The sequence below is a fragment of the Pseudoalteromonas sp. HL-AS1 genome (assembly GCF_031198785.1).
GTDB lineage: Bacteria > Pseudomonadota > Gammaproteobacteria > Enterobacterales > Alteromonadaceae > Pseudoalteromonas > Pseudoalteromonas distincta.
The window spans coordinates 2458659-2477986 of sequence record NZ_CP133569.1; the positions used below are offsets into that span (position 1 = coordinate 2458659).

A 19328-nucleotide genomic window follows, 5' to 3' on the forward strand; every position below is an offset into this window, starting at 1 on the left:
TTAGTCTGCTATAACTAGTATCAATATGCTTGCCAACTTTTTAAAAGTTAAAATACACTTTATTTTCATTACGTTAAACTAAATATACAAATTTCTTTAGTTATCCCTAATTATGAAATACACTAACTGTTAGTAAAAATGACCAAGAGTTAGGAAATATGAGCCAATATCGCCAACAGGATAATTTACTCGGCCAATCTGATAGCTTTCTGTCTGTATTAGATCAGGTATCGCAACTGGCTAATTTAGATAAACCGGTACTTATTATTGGTGAACGCGGCACAGGTAAAGAGCTAATAGCAGCACGCTTACACTTTTTATCAAAACGCTGGGATCAAAACTACGTAAAGCTTAACTGTGCAGCGCTTAACGAAAACCTACTCGAAAGTGAGTTATTTGGCCACGAAAGCGGTGCTTTTACGGGGGCAAGTAAACGTCACGAAGGTCGTTTTGAACGCGCTAACAGCGGCACACTGTTTTTAGACGAATTAGCTAATACCTCAGCTATGGTACAAGAAAAACTGCTGCGCGTTATAGAATACGGTGAGTTTGAACGTGTTGGAGGCAAACAAACTGTAAAAGTAGATACCCGCTTAGTGTGTGCGACAAACGAAGATCTTCCTTATTTGGCCGAGCAAGGTGAATTTAGAAGTGATTTACTCGATCGCCTTGCCTTTGATGTAATTACCCTACCACCACTGCGCGAACGCCAAGACGATATTATGCTTCTTGCTGAGCAGTTTGCGATGAACATGGCGCGCGATTTAGAGTGGGAACTGTTTAGCGGTTTTACCCGAAGCGCAACAGAAACACTGCTTAGTTATGATTGGCCTGGTAATATTCGTGAACTTAAAAATGTGGTTGAACGCAGTTTGTATCGCCACGGTAGTGAACATATTCCCGTTCACCAGATTATTTTAGACCCATTCGATAGCCCATTTAGACCAAAAGCGCGTATTAAAGCACCTGTAGCGGCTCAAACGGTTAATGCAGAGCCTATTGTTGTTGCGCCGCCGATTACTCAAACAAGCAATGATTCAGCCGTTGATATTCAATTTCCGTGCAGCTTAAAAGAGCGTTCAAACGACTTTGAAATAAACATGATTAATAAAGCACTCGAACATAGCCAATTTAATCAAAAGAAAACTGCAGAAGTACTTGGTTTAACGTATCATCAATTACGTGGTTATCTTAAAAAATATAACTTGTTGGATCAACAATAGTCAGAGGTTATGCGGGTGCATAAATTATTACTTGTTTTGCTTACCACCACTTTAGTTGGTTGCCTTGATAGCAAAGAAGAAATCATAGAAGAAAAAAACCAAGGCTTAGTTTATTGCGCTGAAGCTAACCCTGTGTCGTTTAATCCGCAAGTCACGACCACCGGTTCAACTATTGATATAATTGCTAACCAATTATACGACCGCTTAATTAGCATTGACCCTGTTACGGCAGAGTTTCAAAGTGAGCTGGCGACCGATTGGAAAATAAGCAAAGATGGTAAATCGGTTACCTTTACCTTGCGTAAAGATGTAAAGTTTCATACAACTTCTTATTTTACCCCATCGCGGGATTTTAACGCCGACGACGTTATATTCACCTTTAGCCGATTATTTGATGTCTATAATCCATATCACTTTGTGGGCGATGCCGATTACCCGTATTTTCAAAGTGTAGGAATTGATCAACTTATTCGCAAAATTGTGCGCGTGTCTGACTACCAAGTCCGTTTTGAATTGTTTAATCCTGAAAGCAGTTTTTTAGCTAATATGGCTACCGACTTTGCCGTGGTGCTTTCAGAAGAATACGCCATGAAACTTAAGAAAAATAATCAAAAAAACTTATTTGATCAGTACCCTATTGGCACCGGCCCGTATATTTATAAAGAATACCGCCGAGATCACCTTGTACGCTTTTACCGTAACCCACTTTATTGGAAGCATGACGTTGCACTTGAGCAATTGGTTTACGATATAACCCCTAACGGCACTACGCGCATAGCAAAAATGCTGACTAAAGAGTGCGATGTAACAGCTCATCCAAGTAGTGCACAATTGAGCATTTTAGCGCAACGTGATGATATAAACGTCGAAAAAGAAACGAACTTAAACATAGGTTATTGGGCATTTAATACAGAGCGTGCCCCGTTTGACGACTTACGCGTACGCCAAGCGCTTGCGCACGCAATAGATGTAGATAAAATAATGCAGGCGGTTTATTACGGTAACGGTACCCGCGCACAATCTATTTTGCCGCCTACCTCTTGGGCATTTGAGCCACAAGAAGATATACCTACGTTTGATCCAGAACTTGCTAAAAAGTTACTTATTGAAGCAGGGTTGCCTAATGGCTTTGATATGACGATATGGGCTATGCCTGTGAGTCGTATTTATAACCCTAATGCACGTAAAATGGCTGAGCTTATGCAAAGTGATTTACGCAAAGTAGGCGTTAACGTCAGTATTGTAGAATATGAGTGGAATACGTTTATTCAACGTATTGGCGAGCATAGGCACGACAGTGTATTACTTGGTTGGGCCGCAGATACACCCGACCCTGATAACTTTTTTAGCCCGCTGCTGAGTTGCACCGCTACTTTTAGTGGCAAAAACCCAGCAAACTGGTGTAATCCCCAATTTGATTTATTGCTTACTAAAGCACTAGACACCACTGATTTAAACAAACGTAAAAAATACTACGAAGACGCACAAAGCTTAATTATTAAAGAGTTGCCGTTATTACCTATTGCTCATGGCTTGCGCTTTCAAGCAAGTAGCGCTGATGTGGAAGGCATAACACTTGGCCCGTTTGGTGCTATTTCGCTTGCTAATGCGAGGAAGAAATAATGATCTTAGATTATATTTTACGTCGCCTTGGCTTGTTCTTTTTTATGATACTAATGCTCAGCGTATTTACGTTTTCACTGGCGTATTTATTTCCCGGTGATCCGCTAAGTAATTTAAGTGGCATACCAAGTGGTAACTTTGCACAGCATAGTGAGCTTGAAGATAAATATTTATACAACAGCAATTACTTTATGCAATACATTGCCTTTTTAGGGAGAATATTTCAAGGCGATTGGGGGCTTTCATTTGCCTCTGGTAACAGCGTGTTTAGCCATATTATTGACTTACTACCGGCTACTTTAGAGCTAAGCGTATATGCATTAATTGTATCGGTTGTTATTGGTGTACCTACTGGAATTTTAGGCTCTGGCTATCATAAACGCTGGCCCGATAAACTTATAAACTCTGTCACTATGGTAGGTTATTCAATGCCTGTGTTTTGGCTCGCATTGTTGTTAATAATGGTTTTTTCATTAAAGCTTGGCTGGTTTCCTATGTCGGGCAGAATGGGCCTCCTTTACGAAATACCCGCCAGTACAGGGTTTATATTAATTGATATTGCTCTCGCTGGATTTCCATATAAAGGGATGGCCTTTGTTGATGCGCTGCGCCATTTAACACTCCCTACTATTGTACTGGCCATGTATCCAACCACGGTATTAGTGCGCTTTACTCGCGAGTCTATGCTTAAGGTAATGGATCAAAACTTTATTAAAACAGCTAGGGCAAAAGGCCTTAACCGCCGTCAACTTATCATGCACCATGCACTGCGTAATGCACTACTACCGGTAATTAAGCAAATTGGTTTGCAATTTAGCACCTTGATAACACTTGCGATGATTACTGAAGTTATTTTTTCTTGGCCGGGTATTGGCCGATGGTTAATCGATAGTATTTATCAGCGTGACTTTCCTGCAATTCAAGGTGGATTAATGGCGGTGTCTTTATTTGTTATTTTAGCCTCTATTACAGCTGAGCTTACTTACACTTTATTCGATCCACTCTCGCGGAATCAGGCCCATGGCAAAGTTTAATTTATTTTCTGAAGAGTCGAATAAATCGCCACTTGCGCGATTTTGGCGCAAATTTAAAAACAATCACCCAGCTTTGGTTGGTTTATGGATATTTATGGCGTTTGCATTATTGGCCGCCACCGCTCCTTTTTTAGCGCCCTATGGCGTAAACCAACAGCATAGTGATGCACTACTCATACCGCCCTCATGGCGAGAAATGGGCGATGTACGCTTTATTTTAGGCACCGATGATTTAGGCCGTGATGTACTCTCGCGCTTAATGAATGGTGCAACATATACGTTTGGACTTTCTGTTGTAGCTGCCCTAATCACGACCCTGTTTGGTGTATTAGTGGGGACTTTTGCAGGGATTAGTAAAGGGTTGCGTTCAAGCTTTTTAAATCATTTGCTTGATATAACACTTTCTATTCCTTCTTTGTTATTAGCCATAATAATAATCGCCATACTCGGTCCTGGTTTAATGAATACCGTATGGGCAATTATTTTAGCGTTACTACCACAGTTTATTCACTCGGTGCGCAACCTAATTGTTGATGAATTAAGTAAAGATTACATTACTGCGTTTAGACTCGATGGCGCATCTAATTGGCATATAATATCGCGCGGTATTTTCCCTAATATTTATGAGCATATTGTGGTTATATTCACGATGGCGCTTTCTACCGCGATATTAGATATTTCAGCACTGGGATTTTTAAAATTAGGGGCTCAACCACCAACGACCGAATGGGGCGCAATATTAGCCGAAAATCTGGGCCTTATTTATTTAGCGCCGTGGACTGTAGCACTACCTGGTGTACTGTTATTTTTAGCCGTGTTATCTACTAATTTAGTAGGCGATGGCCTGCGACAAGTGCTAAAAGCACGTAAGGCTGATTAAATGCAATTACTCGATGTTCGTAACTTAACAATTGAACTACGTACCTCTGAAACTGTAATTAGAGCCGTAGACAGAGTGAGCTTTAGCTTAAAAGAAGGCGAAGTACATGCGCTTGTAGGCGAGTCTGGCTCTGGTAAAAGCCTAATAGCAAAAGCGATTATTGGTGTCTTAAACGAGCGCTGGGACATTACTGCCGACCGTATTCATTGGCGCGGCGTAGACTTAATGCGTTTAAGCCCAGAGAAACGCCGTAAAATAGTAAGCCAAGATATAGCGATGATCTATCAAGATCCAAGTCGCTGCCTTGACCCAACCGCTAAAATATTTGACCAAATTGCCGAAACACTCCCAGAGGTCGCAACTAAAGGTTTCTTTTTAAAGCGCAACCGCGAGAGAAAAGACAGAGTAAAAGCGCTTATTCATAAAGTGGGCATTAAAAACCACGAAGCAGTACTAAGTAGTTACCCTCATGAGCTCTCAGAAGGCGTATGTCAAAAAGTAATGATTGCAATGGCCATTGCCCGCACTCCAAAGCTATTGATAGCAGATGAGCCAACTACAGCCCTTGAGAGCACAACTCGCGCACAAGTATTTAGATTACTAAAAAGCTTAAACCAACTTAAAAATATGTCTATTTTAATGATCTCTCATGAACTTGAAGAGATTGCACATTGGTCGCATGGCATTCATGTTTTATATTGCGGGCAAATGGTTGAAGCAGGCCCAACCCATGAAATATTCAAACAGCCTCGCCATCCATACACGCAAGCATTACTAAAAAGCTTGCCAGACTACGAGCAAGGCTTAGCACATAAAGAACCTTTTTATGCGCTCAAAGGGACTATCCCTACTTTGCAACATTTGCCTATTGGCTGTCGCCTTGGGCCGCGTTGCCCACAAGCACAAAAAGCCTGTGTTGTTACGCCAGCCCTGACTAAGCATCATGGGCATAGTTATGCGTGTCACTTTCCGTTAATTAAGGACATGAAGTAATGCAGCCACTGTTAAAAGTACAAGCGCTTTGTAAAACCTTTAATGTACGAGCTGGGCTTTTTTCACGTAAAAAGTTTGAAGTCCTTAAAAACATTTCATTTTGCGTAGGTAAAGGTGAAAGCATTGCCATAATTGGCGAAACAGGCGCAGGTAAAAGTACGTTGGCAAAACTACTTTCAGGAGCTGATAGCGCTGATAGCGGGCAAATTTTGCTCGAGAATAATATTATCGAAGATAATGGCGTACGCGATAATCAATGTCGCCATATTCGTATGATTTTTCAAGATTCAGCTGCATCGCTCAACCCGGGCTTAACCATTGGCGAAATGCTTGATGATTGCTTGCAATATAATACTGAGCTTGATGCTAGTGAACGCACTGAAAAGATTGATGCAACGCTTTCTAAGGTGGGTTTGTTAATCGATCATAAACACTACTACCCGCATATGTTTAGCGTGGGGCAGTTACAGCGTGTAGCGTTTTCTCGTGCATTAATTTTAGATCCTAAGGTGATTGTACTTGATGAAGCTGTTTCGTCTTTAGATCCCTCTATACGGGCGCAAATAGTAAACTTGTTACTTAAGCTGCAGCGCGATACAGGCCTTACGTATGTGATGATCACTCATCATTTAAGTTTAGTACGTCACATTAGTGATTTTGTAGTTGTACTTGATAAAGGCGAAGTGGTTGAATACGGTCCTACTGAAGATGTTTTTCAAAACCCTCAATCAAAAGTAACGCAGCGTTTATTAAGCTGCTAAAGCAGATTATAAATACCTAACTTTTTTGTAAGGTAACCGTATTTAACTAGGTCTTCTTGTTAATTGTATTTAATTAACAAGAGATCTCATGCTTAAACAAAAGTTACTACTTAGCCTTTCCCCATTACTCCTTCTATCAGCCTCAGCTATTGCTGATAAAAATTGGGTTGGTGGCGTTGATCATTTAGGTTTAACCGTATCAGACTTAGATGCATCCAAAGCATTTTTTACTGATGTACTTGGCTTTAAAACGCTAGGAAATGACCCAGCCTATCCTTCTTATTTTTTATCAAACAATAAAATAACCATTACATTATGGCGCGTGAAAAACGATGCAAAACGTGTGGAGTTTAATCGAGCAGAAAATGTGGGCTTACACCATTTAGCACTTAGTGTTGAAAGTATCAAAAAGTTAAGCGAGCTACATGAACACTTAAAAATGCAAAATAATATTATTATAGAGTTTGCACCCGAAAACTTAGGTAGCGGCCCAACCCAACATATGATGATAAGAGAGCCTAGCGGCAATCGGATTGAGTTTATTGCCAGAGGTAATTAAAAGACAATAAAAAAGGCGCTTTAAAAGCTGTCTCTTATACACAAATCCCTGCTAAGAAATTAGCGGGGATTTTTTTGAACTAAATCTCAATGTCATGATCAGATCTTCAAATCTTGTTTGAGGGCACATTATGATTAACGAACATACTCATTGGGCAAAACAACAATTCGGTAAATCGGACTTAGGTGATCCAAGAAGAACAGCGCGTCTGGTAAAGTTAGCATCAACGCTTGCAAATGAACCAGGAAAACCACTTGTGAACATCACTCAATCCCCCGCCGATATGGAAGGTGCCTACCGCTTTATTCGCAACGAGAATATTGACGCAACGGCTATAGCAGAGTCAGGCTTTAAAGCCACGGTTGAACAAGCAAAAAGTCATAACTTATTGCTCGCATTAGAAGACACGACCACACTAATTTATAAGCATTCCTCCATTCGAGATGATTTGGGTCATGTCGGACGAGGAGCAAAACAACGAGGCTTGTTAGCTCATAGCGTATTACTGTTTGCGCCAGACACAAAGCAAGTTGTGGGATTAATTGAACAGTCTCGCTGGAGTCGTGATATCAACACGATTGGAAAAAGAGAAAAACACGCGACGACTTCTTACGAAGAAAAAGAAAGTTACAAGTGGGAGTCAGCGTCACGAGCGATGGCAGAGCGGCTGCAAGGACAAATGGCGAACGTGATATCGGTGTGTGACCGCGAAGCGGACATCTACGAATACTTGCAGTATAAACTGACCGAGCAGCAACGATTCGTCGTACGCTCGATGCAAAGTCGTCATATTGAAGAAGGTGAGGATAAGCTCTATGCGTTTGCAAGCGAGCTGATGAGTGCAGGCACCAAACACATCCACATTGCACAAAAAGGAGGAAGAAAAGCCCGAAGCGCAACACTGGATATCACCTATGCGCCAGTGACACTCAAAGCGCCTTACAATAAGAAAGGACACTCCCTCCCAGTTTACTATGTCGGCTGTACAGAGCGAGGAAACGCTAAGAATGGCTTAAGCTGGCACCTATTAACCAGTGAACCAGTCACCAGCAAAGAAGACGCCTTAGCTATCATCACCTACTATGAGCACCGTTGGCTTGTAGAGGAATACCATAAAGTCTGGAAAAGTGATGGTACGGATATCGAAAGTTTACGCCTTCAAAGCCAAGATAACATGGAAAGATTGGTGACGATTAATGGCTTTATTGCGACGCGAATATTGCAACTAAAGTTCACCAATGAGCAGCCTGATTCTCCAAGTTGTGAACAACTGTTATCTCCCAAAGCATGGAAGTTATTGTGGTTAAAGAGAATAAAAACACCATTGCCTGAAACTGCTCCAAATATGTCATGGGCGTATCAGGAACTGGCAAAGTTAGGAGGCTGGAAAGATACCAAGCGCACAGGGCGTGCATCTGTGAAAGTGTTATGGAAAGGATGGCTTAAGTTACAAGCCATCCTGGAAGGCTACGATTTAGCAAAATCTCTTGAGTCAGACTTGTGATCAAGAGACAGCTTTAAAAGCGCCTTTCTTTATGAGCTAAAATTAATTACTCAACAGTTTGTGTAGCCGTTGGTAAGTTAAGCTCAGCATTGGCTTTAAGCGCTTCAATAAATACCATGTAGTTTTTATTAGCTTGCGCCATAGTAATGCTTTGTTTTGCTTGAGGGTCAATATTAGCTGCAACTTGTGCATCCGTTACCGACTTAAGCGCAACAATTGCTGCATCACCATTATTTAAATTAACGAGATCGACTACCGCAGAATCCGCTGGGTGAGCCATTTTAAAAGCTTGAGTCACAATAGCAGGTGAAACAGTGTAGCTTTGACGTGTTAACTGCGCTTCTTGGCGAAGTGTTAAGCTTTGCTCGTTAGCAACATCGTTTAAGCTCTTACCTGCTTGTACTTCTGCAAATAAGCTACGTGCCTTTTCTTTAGCAAGCTCAGATGATTTTTCATTCACTAAACGCGCTTTAATTTCCTCGCTTACTTCGTCTAACGGCTTAGTAGCAGCAGCTTTGTGCTCGTTAATACGAACAATGATTGCATGCTCATCGCCAAGCTCAATAACTTCAGAATTTACTTTATCTTCAAGTAAATCAACTGATGTTAATGCTTTAACAACTGCAGGGCTGTTTAACGGCTCTGGTAGAGCATTAAGTGCTAAAAGAGGTGTAGATTTAACTTCCACCTCAGCAACTTCTGCAGCATCATCTAAGCGGTCTGAAATTTCAAATGCAAGTGCACCCATTTCAGTTTGCTTTTCGTAAAATGCATCTATTTTTTCAGCTTGTTCTAATTCAGCACGTAAGTCAGCTTTAACATCGTCATACGCTTTAACTTGTTGTGGTTGAATGTCAGTAAGTTTAATTATGTGATAACCAAACTCAGAAGTAACAACGTCAGAAATATCACCTTTATTTTCAAGCGCGAAAGCCGCGTCTTCAAATGCAGGGTCCATTACATCACGCTCAATCCACTCAAGATCGCCGCCCATTTCGCCACTAACGATATCGTCAGACGATGATTGTGCTAACTCAGCAAAGTCTGCACCTTGCTCTAGCTGTGCATGAAGAGCATTGGCTTTTTCTTTTGCTGCATCATCGTCTTCACTGTTATCAATTAAGATATGTGATACGCGACGCTTTTCTGGCTCAACGTATTGTGCTTTGTTTTGCTCATAATACGCTTTAACGTCATCCTCGGTTACCGATTCAACATTGATATCTGCTGCTTTAAGCTCAATGTAACTTACTGAGATAAGCTCTGGAGATAAAAATTGAGATGCGTTTAGGTCGTAGTAATCAGATACTTCTTGATCTGATACTTCAACATTCGCAGCAAGTGCCTCTTTGTTTACAACTACGTAATCAATACTACGAGTTTGCTGCTGAAGAGCAATTGCGCTTTTCAGCTCGCTCTCTAGGGCAAAGTCTGTACCTGCAACAGCAGATACTACCTGGCTGCGTGTCATATCTTTACGTAAATATTCACGAAAAGCATCTGGTTGAAAATTCATTTGACGAATTACTTGTAGGTAACGGTCGTTATTAAATTTTTCACCAATTTGAAAGTATGGTAATTCTAAAATTGTTTTACGTACATTTTCGTCGCTTACGCGAAGGCCTAAATCAGCCGCTAGCTGTGATTGCAATTCTTGTTGTACTAAGCGGTCAACTACACCTTGACGAATTTGTGCCATGTAATTTGGATCAGCTGCAATTTGTGTAAAGTATTCACCAAATTGTTGCTCTAAACGGCTACGTTCATTTTGGTAAGCACGGTTAAAATCGGTTTGACTAATTTTAATTCCATTTACTTCAGCAACGGGTTGTTCTGTGGTTTGACCTAAGTAACTACCGATCCCTGCTAAGGCAAAAGATAAAATCACCGCGCCTAAAATTATTTTGGCTACAGGTCCTTGCGAACCTTCTCTGATTTTCTCAAGCATTTGTTTATCTCTTTTTGATCAAGGTATTTTACCTTGTCACATGTAAAAAAAGCGTATCTTACCAGATACGCTTTTTCACTTGAAGTAACTGGCGGAAAAGTTACTTAACTCATCTGTTGAAGTGAATCAGTAACTTTACACTCGCCATAACTAATGTGTTTAAAACAGTGATTAGTTTACTGCGTCTTTAAGCGCTTTACCGGCTTTGAAAGCTGGAATAGTTGCAGCAGCAATTTGGATAGTTTCACCAGTTTGCGGGTTACGGCCTGAACGTGCAGCACGTTCACGTACTGAGAAAGTACCAAAACCTACAAGTGCAACTGAGTCGCCATCTTTTAGCGCGCCAGATACAGATTCGATGAATGAATCTAGTGCACGACCTGCAGCCGCTTTAGAAATGTCAGCATCAGCTGCGATTTGATCGATTAATTGAGATTTATTCACAATATCATCCTCTTTCATTGTTATTATCAAGAGCGATGGTTTTTTAAACTAACATCACTTTTTTGAAAATTTTAGAGCAAACTTTTAATGCCCACATGATTATATTTTTCTTAAGCCTAGGCCCCGTAAGGGCTAGGCTTGAAAACCAGTGCTTAACTTATCATACCGTTTAGATTTGAAAAGCCCTAAAAAGCACTTTTTTTATGTTTTTTCTTGGTTTTTAGGTGTTTCGACCGAAAAACTCTCAACAGGATGCACTAAAGCAAGCTTTAACACCTCGTCAATCCAAGTAACTGGGTGAATATCAAGACCTGCCAGCACGTTGTCTGGTATCTCTTTTAAGTCACGTTCGTTAATTTTTGGAATGATCACTGTTTTAATTCCACCACGATGCGCCGCTAATAACTTCTCTTTTAAGCCACCAATCGGAAGCACTTCACCGCGTAGCGTAATTTCACCAGTCATAGCAACATCTGCTCGTACAGGATTACCCGTTAAGCTAGATACAAGACCCGTTACCATTGCTGCGCCCGCACTAGGACCATCTTTTGGTGTTGCGCCTTCAGGTACGTGTACGTGAATATCACGTTTTTCGTAAAAGTCGCTGTTAATACGGAAAGTATCTGCTCGATTACGCACAACCGTCATTGCCGCTTGAATCGACTCTTGCATTACATCGCCAAGAGAACCGGTGTAACTTAACTTGCCTTTACCTGGCACTGCCGCACATTCAATTGTTAGCAAATCGCCGCCAACTTCTGTCCACGCTAAACCTGTAACTTGACCAATACGGTCGCCATCTTCAGCTTTACCATAATCAAAGCGCTGCACACCTAAAAAGTCCTCTAGGTTATCTTGATTGATGGTCACTATTTTAGTGTCTTTTTCAAGTAAGATATTTTTAACGGCTTTACGACATAGTTTCGAAATTTCGCGCTCTAAGTTACGTACACCCGCTTCACGTGTGTAATAACGAATAATGCCAATAATTGCGCTGTCTTCGATAACTATTTCAGACTCTTTTAAACCGTTACGTTTAACTTGTTTAGTAATTAAGTGCTCTTTTGCAATGTTTAGCTTTTCATCTTCGGTGTAACCCGACAAGCGAATAACTTCCATACGGTCCAATAATGGGCCAGGAATGTTAAAGCTGTTTGATGTTGCTACAAACATAACGTCAGATAAATCGTAATCGACTTCAAGATAGTGATCGGCAAAATGACTGTTTTGCTCCGGATCAAGCACCTCTAACAATGCTGATGCTGGGTCGCCGCGCATGTCCGATGACATTTTATCGATTTCATCTAATAAGAATAATGGGTTTTTAACGCCCACTTTTGTCATGTTTTGAATTAGCTTACCTGGCATTGAACCTATGTATGTACGACGATGACCGCGAATCTCAGCTTCATCACGTACGCCGCCAAGCGCCATACGAACATACTTACGACCAGTAGAACGTGCAATAGATTGCCCAAGTGATGTTTTACCAACACCTGGTGGTCCAACTAAACATAAAATTGGCCCTTTGAGCTTATTAGTACGCTGTTGTACTGCGAGGTACTCAATAATGCGTTCTTTTACTTTATCTAAGCCATGGTGATCGCTATCAAGAATTTTTTGCGCGCCTGCTAAGTCTTTTTTCACTTTAGAGCGTTTTTTCCAAGGTACGTTAATTAACGTATCAATGTATGAACGCACTACAGTGGCCTCTGCAGACATTGGCGACATCATCTTAAGCTTATTAAGCTCTGTCGTCGCTTTGTCTTGTGCTTCTGTTGGCATACCCGATTCTTCAATGCGCTTTTTAAGTGCTTCAAATTCATCAGGTACATCATCAAGCTCACCCAATTCTTTTTGAATGGCTTTCATTTGCTCATTGAGGTAATACTCGCGCTGTGACTTTTCCATCTGCTTTTTAACGCGGGTACGAATTTTTTTCTCAACTTGCAGTAAGTCTATTTCACCTTCCATTAATGCCATTAAATATTCAAGACGTTCTGTCACGTTTGAAATTTCTAGCACTTTTTGTTTTTCAGGTACTTTTAATGGCATATGGGCTGCCATTGTATCAGCAAGGCGCGCTGGCTCATCAATACCTGAAACTGAAGTTAGTACTTCAGGAGGAATTTTTTTATTTAGCTTTACATAGCCTTCAAACTGGCTAATTGCGCTACGAATAAAAATTTCTTGTTCTTTCTCGTCTACCGAATCAGATTCAATAAATTGAGCATTAGCTACAAAAAAGTCTTCGTTATCTACAAATTCTTCGATTTGTGCGCGCTGTGTACCTTCTACTAAAACTTTAACTGTACCGTCCGGTAATTTTAATAACTGAAGTACAGTGGCAATAGTGCCGATACGATAAATATCTTCTTGCTCAGGTTCATCTACAGTTGCATCTTTTTGTGCAACCAAGAAAATTTGTTTGTCTTTGTCCATTGCCGCTTCTAGGCATTTTATTGATTTTTCACGGCCTACAAAAAGCGGGATCACCATGTGCGGATATACCACAACATCGCGCAGTGCAAGGACTGGGATTTCGACTCGGTCGGTTCTCTCAAGCGTCATTATAGTTTCTCTTCGCACTTAATTTATTTTAAAGATTACTCAAGTATATGGGGATAACCTAATTAAAGTTCAACAATTTTCCCTTACTCGATTAAATTAATTATAAAAAAAGGAGCCTAAGGCTCCTTTTTTCACTCAAATAGCTTAAAAACTATTCTGATGCAGCTTTATCTTGTTTATTATTTTCATAAATCAAGATTGGGTCTGACTCACCTTTAATAACGGTTTCATCAATAACCACTTTGCTTACGTCATCCATTGAAGGAAGTTCGTACATAGTATCAAGCAACACACCTTCAACGATTGAACGAAGACCACGTGCACCTGTTTTACGCTCCATTGCTTTGTGAGCAATTGCAGCTAAGGCATCATCACGGAACTCAAGTTCAACGTCTTCCATACCAAACAATACTGAAAACTGTTTAGTAATCGCGTTTTTAGGTTCACTTAATATTTGCACAAGAGCAGCTTCGTCAAGTTCTGTTAACGTAGCAACTACTGGCAAACGACCTATAAACTCAGGAATTAAGCCGTATTTAACTAAATCTTCTGGTTCTACGTCTTTAAATGTTTCACTTAAAGAACGACTCGCCGCAGACTCTTTTACGCTAACGCCAAAACCAATACCGGTATTTTTGTGGCTACGTTGCTCAATTACTTTATCTAAACCTGAAAATGCGCCACCACAAATAAACAAGATTTTAGAAGTATCTACTTGTAAAAACTCTTGTTGTGGATGTTTACGACCACCTTGCGGTGGAACAGAAGCAACGGTGCCTTCAATCAGTTTAAGTAGCGCCTGTTGAACGCCCTCGCCCGATACATCACGCGTAATTGACGGGTTATCTGATTTACGAGAAATTTTGTCAATTTCATCAATGTAAACAATGCCACGTTGCGCTTTTTCAACATCGTAATCGCACTTTTGTAAAAGCTTTTGAATGATGTTTTCAACATCTTCACCTACATAACCTGCTTCGGTTAATGTAGTGGCATCGGCCATAGTAAACGGCACATCGAGTAGACGCGCTAACGTTTCTGCAAGTAATGTTTTACCACTACCTGTTGGACCAATAAGCAAAATATTACTTTTACTTAATTCAATGTCTTGCTTAGTCGATTGGTTACGCAGGCGTTTATAATGGTTATAAACGGCAACAGACAATACTTTTTTAGCATGATCTTGACCAATAACATAATCGTCTAAGTGTTTACGAATTTCTTTTGGTACAGGTAGTTTGTCAGACGTATCATGCTTAGGAGCAATGTCTTTGATCTCTTCCCTGATAATATCGTTACACAACTCTACACATTCATCACAAACGTATACTGAAGGGCCTGCAATTAATTTACGCACTTCATGTTGGCTTTTGCCACAAAAAGAGCAGTATAACAATTTATTACTTTTGTCGCCGTCTGTAGGAGTGTCAGACATTCAGCTACCTCATTTTATTACGTTGGCCACCAAAACTGTTGGCGGCTATTTCAATACGCTTTAACTATACCAAAATTTATTAGTTTTCGCATAGTAACTCAAAGTGGCAAACAGGCAATCCTGCTCACCAAGCGCTTACTTTTTATCGCGATTTGTAAAAACTGAGTCTACCAAGCCGTAATCTACAGCTTGCGTGGCACTCATAAAGTTATCACGATCTGTGTCTTTAGAGATAATATCCAATGGTTGGCCTGTATGCTCAGCCATTAAGCGATTAAGCTTAGCTTTAATAGACAGAATTTCTTTAGCGTGTATTTCAAAGTCAGATGCTTGACCTTGGAAACCACCTAATGGTTGGTGAATCATCACACGAGAGTTTGGTAAACAAAAACGTTTACCTTTAGCGCCAGCAGTAAGTAAAAAAGCACCCATGCTTGCAGCTTGACCTACACATATTGTACTTACATCTGGTTTGATGAAGTTCATTGTGTCGTAAATAGCCATACCCGCAGTTACTGAACCACCTGGTGAGTTAATGTATAAAAAGATATCTTTATCAGGATTTTCTGATTCTAAAAATAGCATTTGCGCTAAAATCAGATTTGCCATGTTGTCTTCAACTTGACCTGTTAAAAAGATAATACGCTCTTTTAATAATCTCGAATAAATATCATACGAGCGCTCGCCTTTTGGTGTTTGTTCAACAACCATTGGGACCAATGCATTTAGGGGATCTGTAATACCAGTATTCATACTTATTTAATTCCTTATGCGCTTATACTTATCCTTATTATAAGGAAGCATAGTTATCGTTTTTCGCAAATTTAGAGCCAAAAACTAAAATGGCCCGGGCACGCTGTATAAACAGAGTAGCACGAGCCATTTAATCGTTAGCGAGAGCTTAAGTCAATGACTTATTAAGCACCTTGCTGTGGATTCATGATGTCATCAAATGCTTTTTCAACATCAGTAACAACTGCTTTAGCTAAAATAGCTTCAACAGCTTGCTCTTCCATTGCTACATTACGCATTTGCTGCATAAGTTGATCATTACCTTTGTAGTATTCTACTACTTCAGTTGGATCTTCGTATGCAGAAGCTACCGTTGCAATTAATGCTTCAACTTTAGCGTCATCAACTTTAATCTCGTTAGCTTTAATCACTTCACCTAATAAAAGGCCAGTTTTAACACGTGTTACAGCTTGCTCGTGGAACAATTCAGCAGGAAGCTCTGGCATGTTTTGAGCGTCGCCGCCAAAACGTTGAGCTGCTTGCTGACGTAGAGCATCAACTTCTTGATCAACTAGTGCTTTAGGCACTTCGATTTCGTTGTTAGCTAAAAGACCTTTGATTGCTTGGTCTTTAACGCTTGCTTTAACCGCTTGGTCTAGCTCACGTGTCATGTTCTTTTTAACTTCTTCTTTAAGCGCGTCTACGCCGCCTTCGGTAACACCGAATTTAGTTGCAAACTCTTCGCTTAATTCTGGTAATTCTTGCGCTTCAACTTTTTTCACTGTGATAGTGAATTGAGCCGCTTTACCTTTTAAGTTTTCAGCGTGGTAATCATCAGGGAAAGTTACATCAGCAACTACTTCTTCGCCTGCTTTTTTACCTACGATGTTATCTTCAAAACCTGGGATCATACGACCTTGGCCAAGTTCTAATGGGAAGTCTTCAGCTTTGCCGCCTTCAAATACTTCACCGTCGATAGTACCTACGAAATCAACTGTTACACGGTCGTTTTCGCCAGCAGCTGTATCAACATCAGCCCACTCAGCGTGTTGCTTACGAAGTGTTTCTAGCATGTTAGCTAAATCTTCGTCAGTTACTGTTACCGCTGGTTTCTCAACAGTAATTTTATCTAAACCTTGAACTTCAACTTCAGGGTAAACTTCAAACGTTGCTGAGAACTCTAAATCTTTACCTGCTTCAAGTGATTTAGGTGCGAATGTAGGCGCGCCAGCTGGATTGATTTTTTCAGAAACGATTGCTTCGTAAAAATTACGTTGCATTACTTCGCCAGCAACTTCTTGACGAACTGCAGGGCCAAAACGCTTGTTAATTACAGATACTGGAACTTTACCAGCACGGAAACCATCTATACGCTGTGTTTTTGACAGTTGTTGTAGGCGTTTTTTTACTTCGGTCTCAACGTTCTCTGAAGGAACGGTGATAGTTATACGGCGCTCAAGGCCTTGGGTCGTCTCAACAGAAACTTGCATGATTTACCTCAATATTCAATTTTGGCGACTGTTCGCCTTCCTTTACAAACAAAGTGATCTGCATGAGTCTTGATAAAGTTTAAGCGGTTTTTCACACTTAAAAGCATCCGTCGCTACCATGAGATACCATTGCTGCTTTGCCCTTCGGGCACTATGTTAAACAATAGACGCGGCATTATAACCTAATATTTATGATAGTCGAGTATAGGGGGCAATTATTTGGACTAGATAAGGGACTATAAAGACTAACTGAATAAAAAACAGGCTAACTACGGACTAAATAGAATAAAATACAAATTATTTAATAGAATTAAAGGCTAACGAATTTAGATTTATAACTTAGAGGAGTTTATTTATTATTCTTACTAGATAAGAAAATGGTCGGCGATGCAGGATTTGAACCTGCGACCCCTTGGACCCAAACCAAGTGCGCTACCAAACTGCGCTAATCGCCGACATTGAAGAGTTAACTTCTTTTTTCATACTGAACACTTAAACTGAGAGTTTAAGACCATTTTAAGAAAATGGTCGGCGATGCAGGATTTGAACCTGCGACCCCTTGGACCCAAACCAAGTGCGCTACCAAACTGCGCTAATCGCCGATATTCGTTGTAAATGGGGTGACTGATGGGGCTCGAACCCACGACAACCGGAATCACAATCCGGGGCTCTACCAACTGAGCTACAATCACCGCTATATTTACATGTTTTCAAATGGTGCACCCAGAAGGATTCGAACCTTCGACCCACGCCTTAGAAGGGCGTTGCTCTATCCAGCTGAGCTATGGGCGCATCGAAAACTTCATAGTTTACCAATAAGCTATTCGATTATAATAAATTATAAAAATGGTCGGCGATGCAGGATTTGAACCTGCGACCCCTTGGACCCAAACCAAGTGCGCTACCAAACTGCGCTAATCGCCGAAACTTATTATTGTTAGCGAGTGACCTCGTTGACAACGGGGTGCATAATAGTGATTTGACGGGGTTAGGTCAAACGTTTTTTTAATAAAACCAATCAAGTGCTCATTTTTAGTGCACAATGGTTAAATATTACAATAGTAGGCTGAAATTTAAACTATTTAACAACTCAAATGTTATATACATTAAAAGCAACTTGGCGCTGCTATGCTTTTCTGCGAAAATAGTAGGCACATTATAAAACGAGTTATATAAAGAGTATGTTTTCTTTATTAGCATTTTTACCCCTATTTTATTATGCACTCGTTTTTAGAGTATCGGTATCTAGTTAATTAACCCCAATTAAAGGTCACCCATGACGGCAAACATCATTGATGGTAAGGCAATCGCAAAACAAGTACGTAGCGCTGTAGCAGAACGTGTAAGTGAACGTGTAGCAAATGGTTTACGTGCACCAGGACTTGCAGTAGTGCTCGTTGGACTTGATCCAGCAAGCCAAGTTTATGTTGGTTCAAAACGTAAAGCCTGTGAAGAAGTTGGCTTTATCTCTAAATCATTTGATTTACCAGCAGACACACAAGAGCAAACTCTTTTAGATTTAATTGACGAGCTAAATAATGATGCCGAAGTTGATGGGATTTTAGTGCAGTTACCACTGCCAAAAGGCCTTGATGCTGAAAAGATTTTAGAACGCATTACCCCACATAAAGATGTTGATGGATTTCATCCATATAACATTGGTCGATTAGCACAGCGTATGCCTGCTCTTCGCCCATGCACGCCTAAAGGTATTATTACATTACTTGATTCAACGGGTGTACGTTATAAAGGGATGCATGCCGTGGTAGTTGGCGCGTCAAATATTGTTGGTCGTCCAATGTCGTTAGAGCTTTTATTAGCCGGTTGTACAACCACAGTGTGCCATAAGTTTACTCAAGACTTAGAAACGCATGTTCGCCGCGCTGACTTATTAGTTGTGGCTGTAGGTAAACCTGAATTTATACCTGGAGATTGGATAAAAGAAGGCGCTATCGTTATCGATGTAGGCATTAACCGTTTAGATACTGGTAAATTAGTCGGTGATGTTCAATACAGTGTAGCTGAACAAAAAGCGCATTTCATTACACCTGTACCGGGTGGCGTTGGCCCGATGACGGTCGCTAGCTTAATTGAAAACACACTTGAAGCATGTGAGAAATATCACAGCTAA

The 19328-nt window shown here is 40.6% G+C and carries 15 protein-coding genes and 5 tRNA genes; 9 read left to right on the plus strand and 11 right to left on the minus strand.

Annotated features, from left to right (window positions below; translation table 11 throughout):
• Positions 1-158 precede the first annotated feature (158 nt).
• The 8 genes from pspF (at position 159) to RB214_RS11415 (ending at position 8577) form a co-directional block, all read left to right on the plus strand.
• Positions 159-1223, plus strand: coding sequence for a phage shock protein operon transcriptional activator (gene pspF / locus RB214_RS11380; protein ID WP_138488751.1), 1065 nt, complete (start codon positions 159-161; stop codon positions 1221-1223).
• A 15-nt stretch (positions 1224-1238) separates the two neighbouring features.
• Entirely contained in the window at positions 1239-2846 is a 1608-nt protein-coding gene (locus tag RB214_RS11385) for an ABC transporter substrate-binding protein (protein WP_024596506.1), read from the plus strand.
• The gene (locus RB214_RS11390) at positions 2846-3880 is read left to right on the plus strand and encodes an ABC transporter permease subunit (protein ID WP_002958336.1); all 1035 of its coding nucleotides are present in this window, start codon (positions 2846-2848) and stop codon (positions 3878-3880) included. Before RB214_RS11385 ends, RB214_RS11390 begins: the two co-directional genes overlap by 1 nt.
• On the plus strand, positions 3867-4760 hold the full coding sequence (locus tag RB214_RS11395) for an ABC transporter permease subunit (protein ID WP_002958337.1): 894 nt from the start codon (positions 3867-3869) through the stop codon (positions 4758-4760). The genes RB214_RS11390 and RB214_RS11395 overlap by 14 nt, the downstream gene beginning before the upstream one ends.
• Positions 4761-5753 carry an oligopeptide/dipeptide ABC transporter ATP-binding protein gene (locus tag RB214_RS11400; protein ID WP_002958338.1) on the plus strand — a complete coding sequence of 331 codons (993 nt, stop codon included), beginning with the start codon at positions 4761-4763 and terminating at the stop codon, positions 5751-5753.
• Complete coding sequence (locus tag RB214_RS11405; RefSeq protein ID WP_002958339.1) at positions 5753-6514, plus strand: ATP-binding cassette domain-containing protein; 762 nt, start codon at positions 5753-5755, stop codon at positions 6512-6514. The genes RB214_RS11400 and RB214_RS11405 overlap by 1 nt, the downstream gene beginning before the upstream one ends.
• A gap of 88 nt (positions 6515-6602) precedes the next feature.
• Complete coding sequence (locus RB214_RS11410) at positions 6603-7073, plus strand: VOC family protein (RefSeq protein ID WP_309166985.1); 471 nt, start codon at positions 6603-6605, stop codon at positions 7071-7073.
• Between the two features lie 130 nt (positions 7074-7203).
• Positions 7204-8577, plus strand: coding sequence for an IS4 family transposase (locus RB214_RS11415; protein WP_024598303.1), 1374 nt, complete (start codon positions 7204-7206; stop codon positions 8575-8577).
• Positions 8578-8623: 46 nt separating this feature from the next.
• Here RB214_RS11415 and RB214_RS11420 read toward each other — a convergent pair whose 3' ends face one another.
• From RB214_RS11420 to RB214_RS11470, 11 genes are all read right to left on the minus strand, one after another.
• On the minus strand, positions 8624-10525 hold the full coding sequence (locus RB214_RS11420; RefSeq protein WP_309166986.1) for a SurA N-terminal domain-containing protein: 1902 nt from the start codon (positions 10523-10525) through the stop codon (positions 8624-8626).
• Positions 10526-10696: 171 nt separating this feature from the next.
• Positions 10697-10969 (minus strand): nucleoid-associated protein HU-beta, encoded by a 273-nt coding sequence (gene hupB, locus RB214_RS11425; protein ID WP_002958342.1) that lies wholly within the window; start codon positions 10967-10969, stop codon positions 10697-10699.
• A 201-nt stretch (positions 10970-11170) separates the two neighbouring features.
• Positions 11171-13540 carry an endopeptidase La gene (gene lon, locus RB214_RS11430; protein ID WP_309166987.1) on the minus strand — a complete coding sequence of 790 codons (2370 nt, stop codon included), beginning with the start codon at positions 13538-13540 and terminating at the stop codon, positions 11171-11173.
• Between the two features lie 151 nt (positions 13541-13691).
• Positions 13692-14975 carry an ATP-dependent protease ATP-binding subunit ClpX gene (clpX, locus tag RB214_RS11435; protein WP_002958344.1) on the minus strand — a complete coding sequence of 428 codons (1284 nt, stop codon included), beginning with the start codon at positions 14973-14975 and terminating at the stop codon, positions 13692-13694.
• A gap of 135 nt (positions 14976-15110) precedes the next feature.
• Complete coding sequence (clpP, locus tag RB214_RS11440; protein ID WP_024590978.1) at positions 15111-15728, minus strand: ATP-dependent Clp endopeptidase proteolytic subunit ClpP; 618 nt, start codon at positions 15726-15728, stop codon at positions 15111-15113.
• Between the two features lie 164 nt (positions 15729-15892).
• A complete protein-coding gene (tig, locus tag RB214_RS11445) occupies positions 15893-17197 on the minus strand; it encodes a trigger factor (protein ID WP_024600100.1) in 1305 nt (434 codons plus the stop codon).
• Between the two features lie 378 nt (positions 17198-17575).
• A tRNA-Pro gene (locus RB214_RS11450) sits at positions 17576-17652 on the minus strand.
• A gap of 70 nt (positions 17653-17722) precedes the next feature.
• Positions 17723-17799: transfer RNA gene (locus RB214_RS11455), tRNA-Pro, on the minus strand.
• Between the two features lie 14 nt (positions 17800-17813).
• A tRNA-His gene (locus tag RB214_RS11460) sits at positions 17814-17889 on the minus strand.
• Between the two features lie 23 nt (positions 17890-17912).
• A tRNA-Arg gene (locus RB214_RS11465) sits at positions 17913-17989 on the minus strand.
• A gap of 55 nt (positions 17990-18044) precedes the next feature.
• A tRNA-Pro gene (locus RB214_RS11470) sits at positions 18045-18121 on the minus strand.
• Positions 18122-18473: 352 nt separating this feature from the next.
• On the opposite strand from RB214_RS11470, the gene folD reads away from it, so the two are divergent.
• Positions 18474-19328 carry a bifunctional methylenetetrahydrofolate dehydrogenase/methenyltetrahydrofolate cyclohydrolase FolD gene (gene folD / locus RB214_RS11475; RefSeq protein WP_002958348.1) on the plus strand — a complete coding sequence of 285 codons (855 nt, stop codon included), beginning with the start codon at positions 18474-18476 and terminating at the stop codon, positions 19326-19328.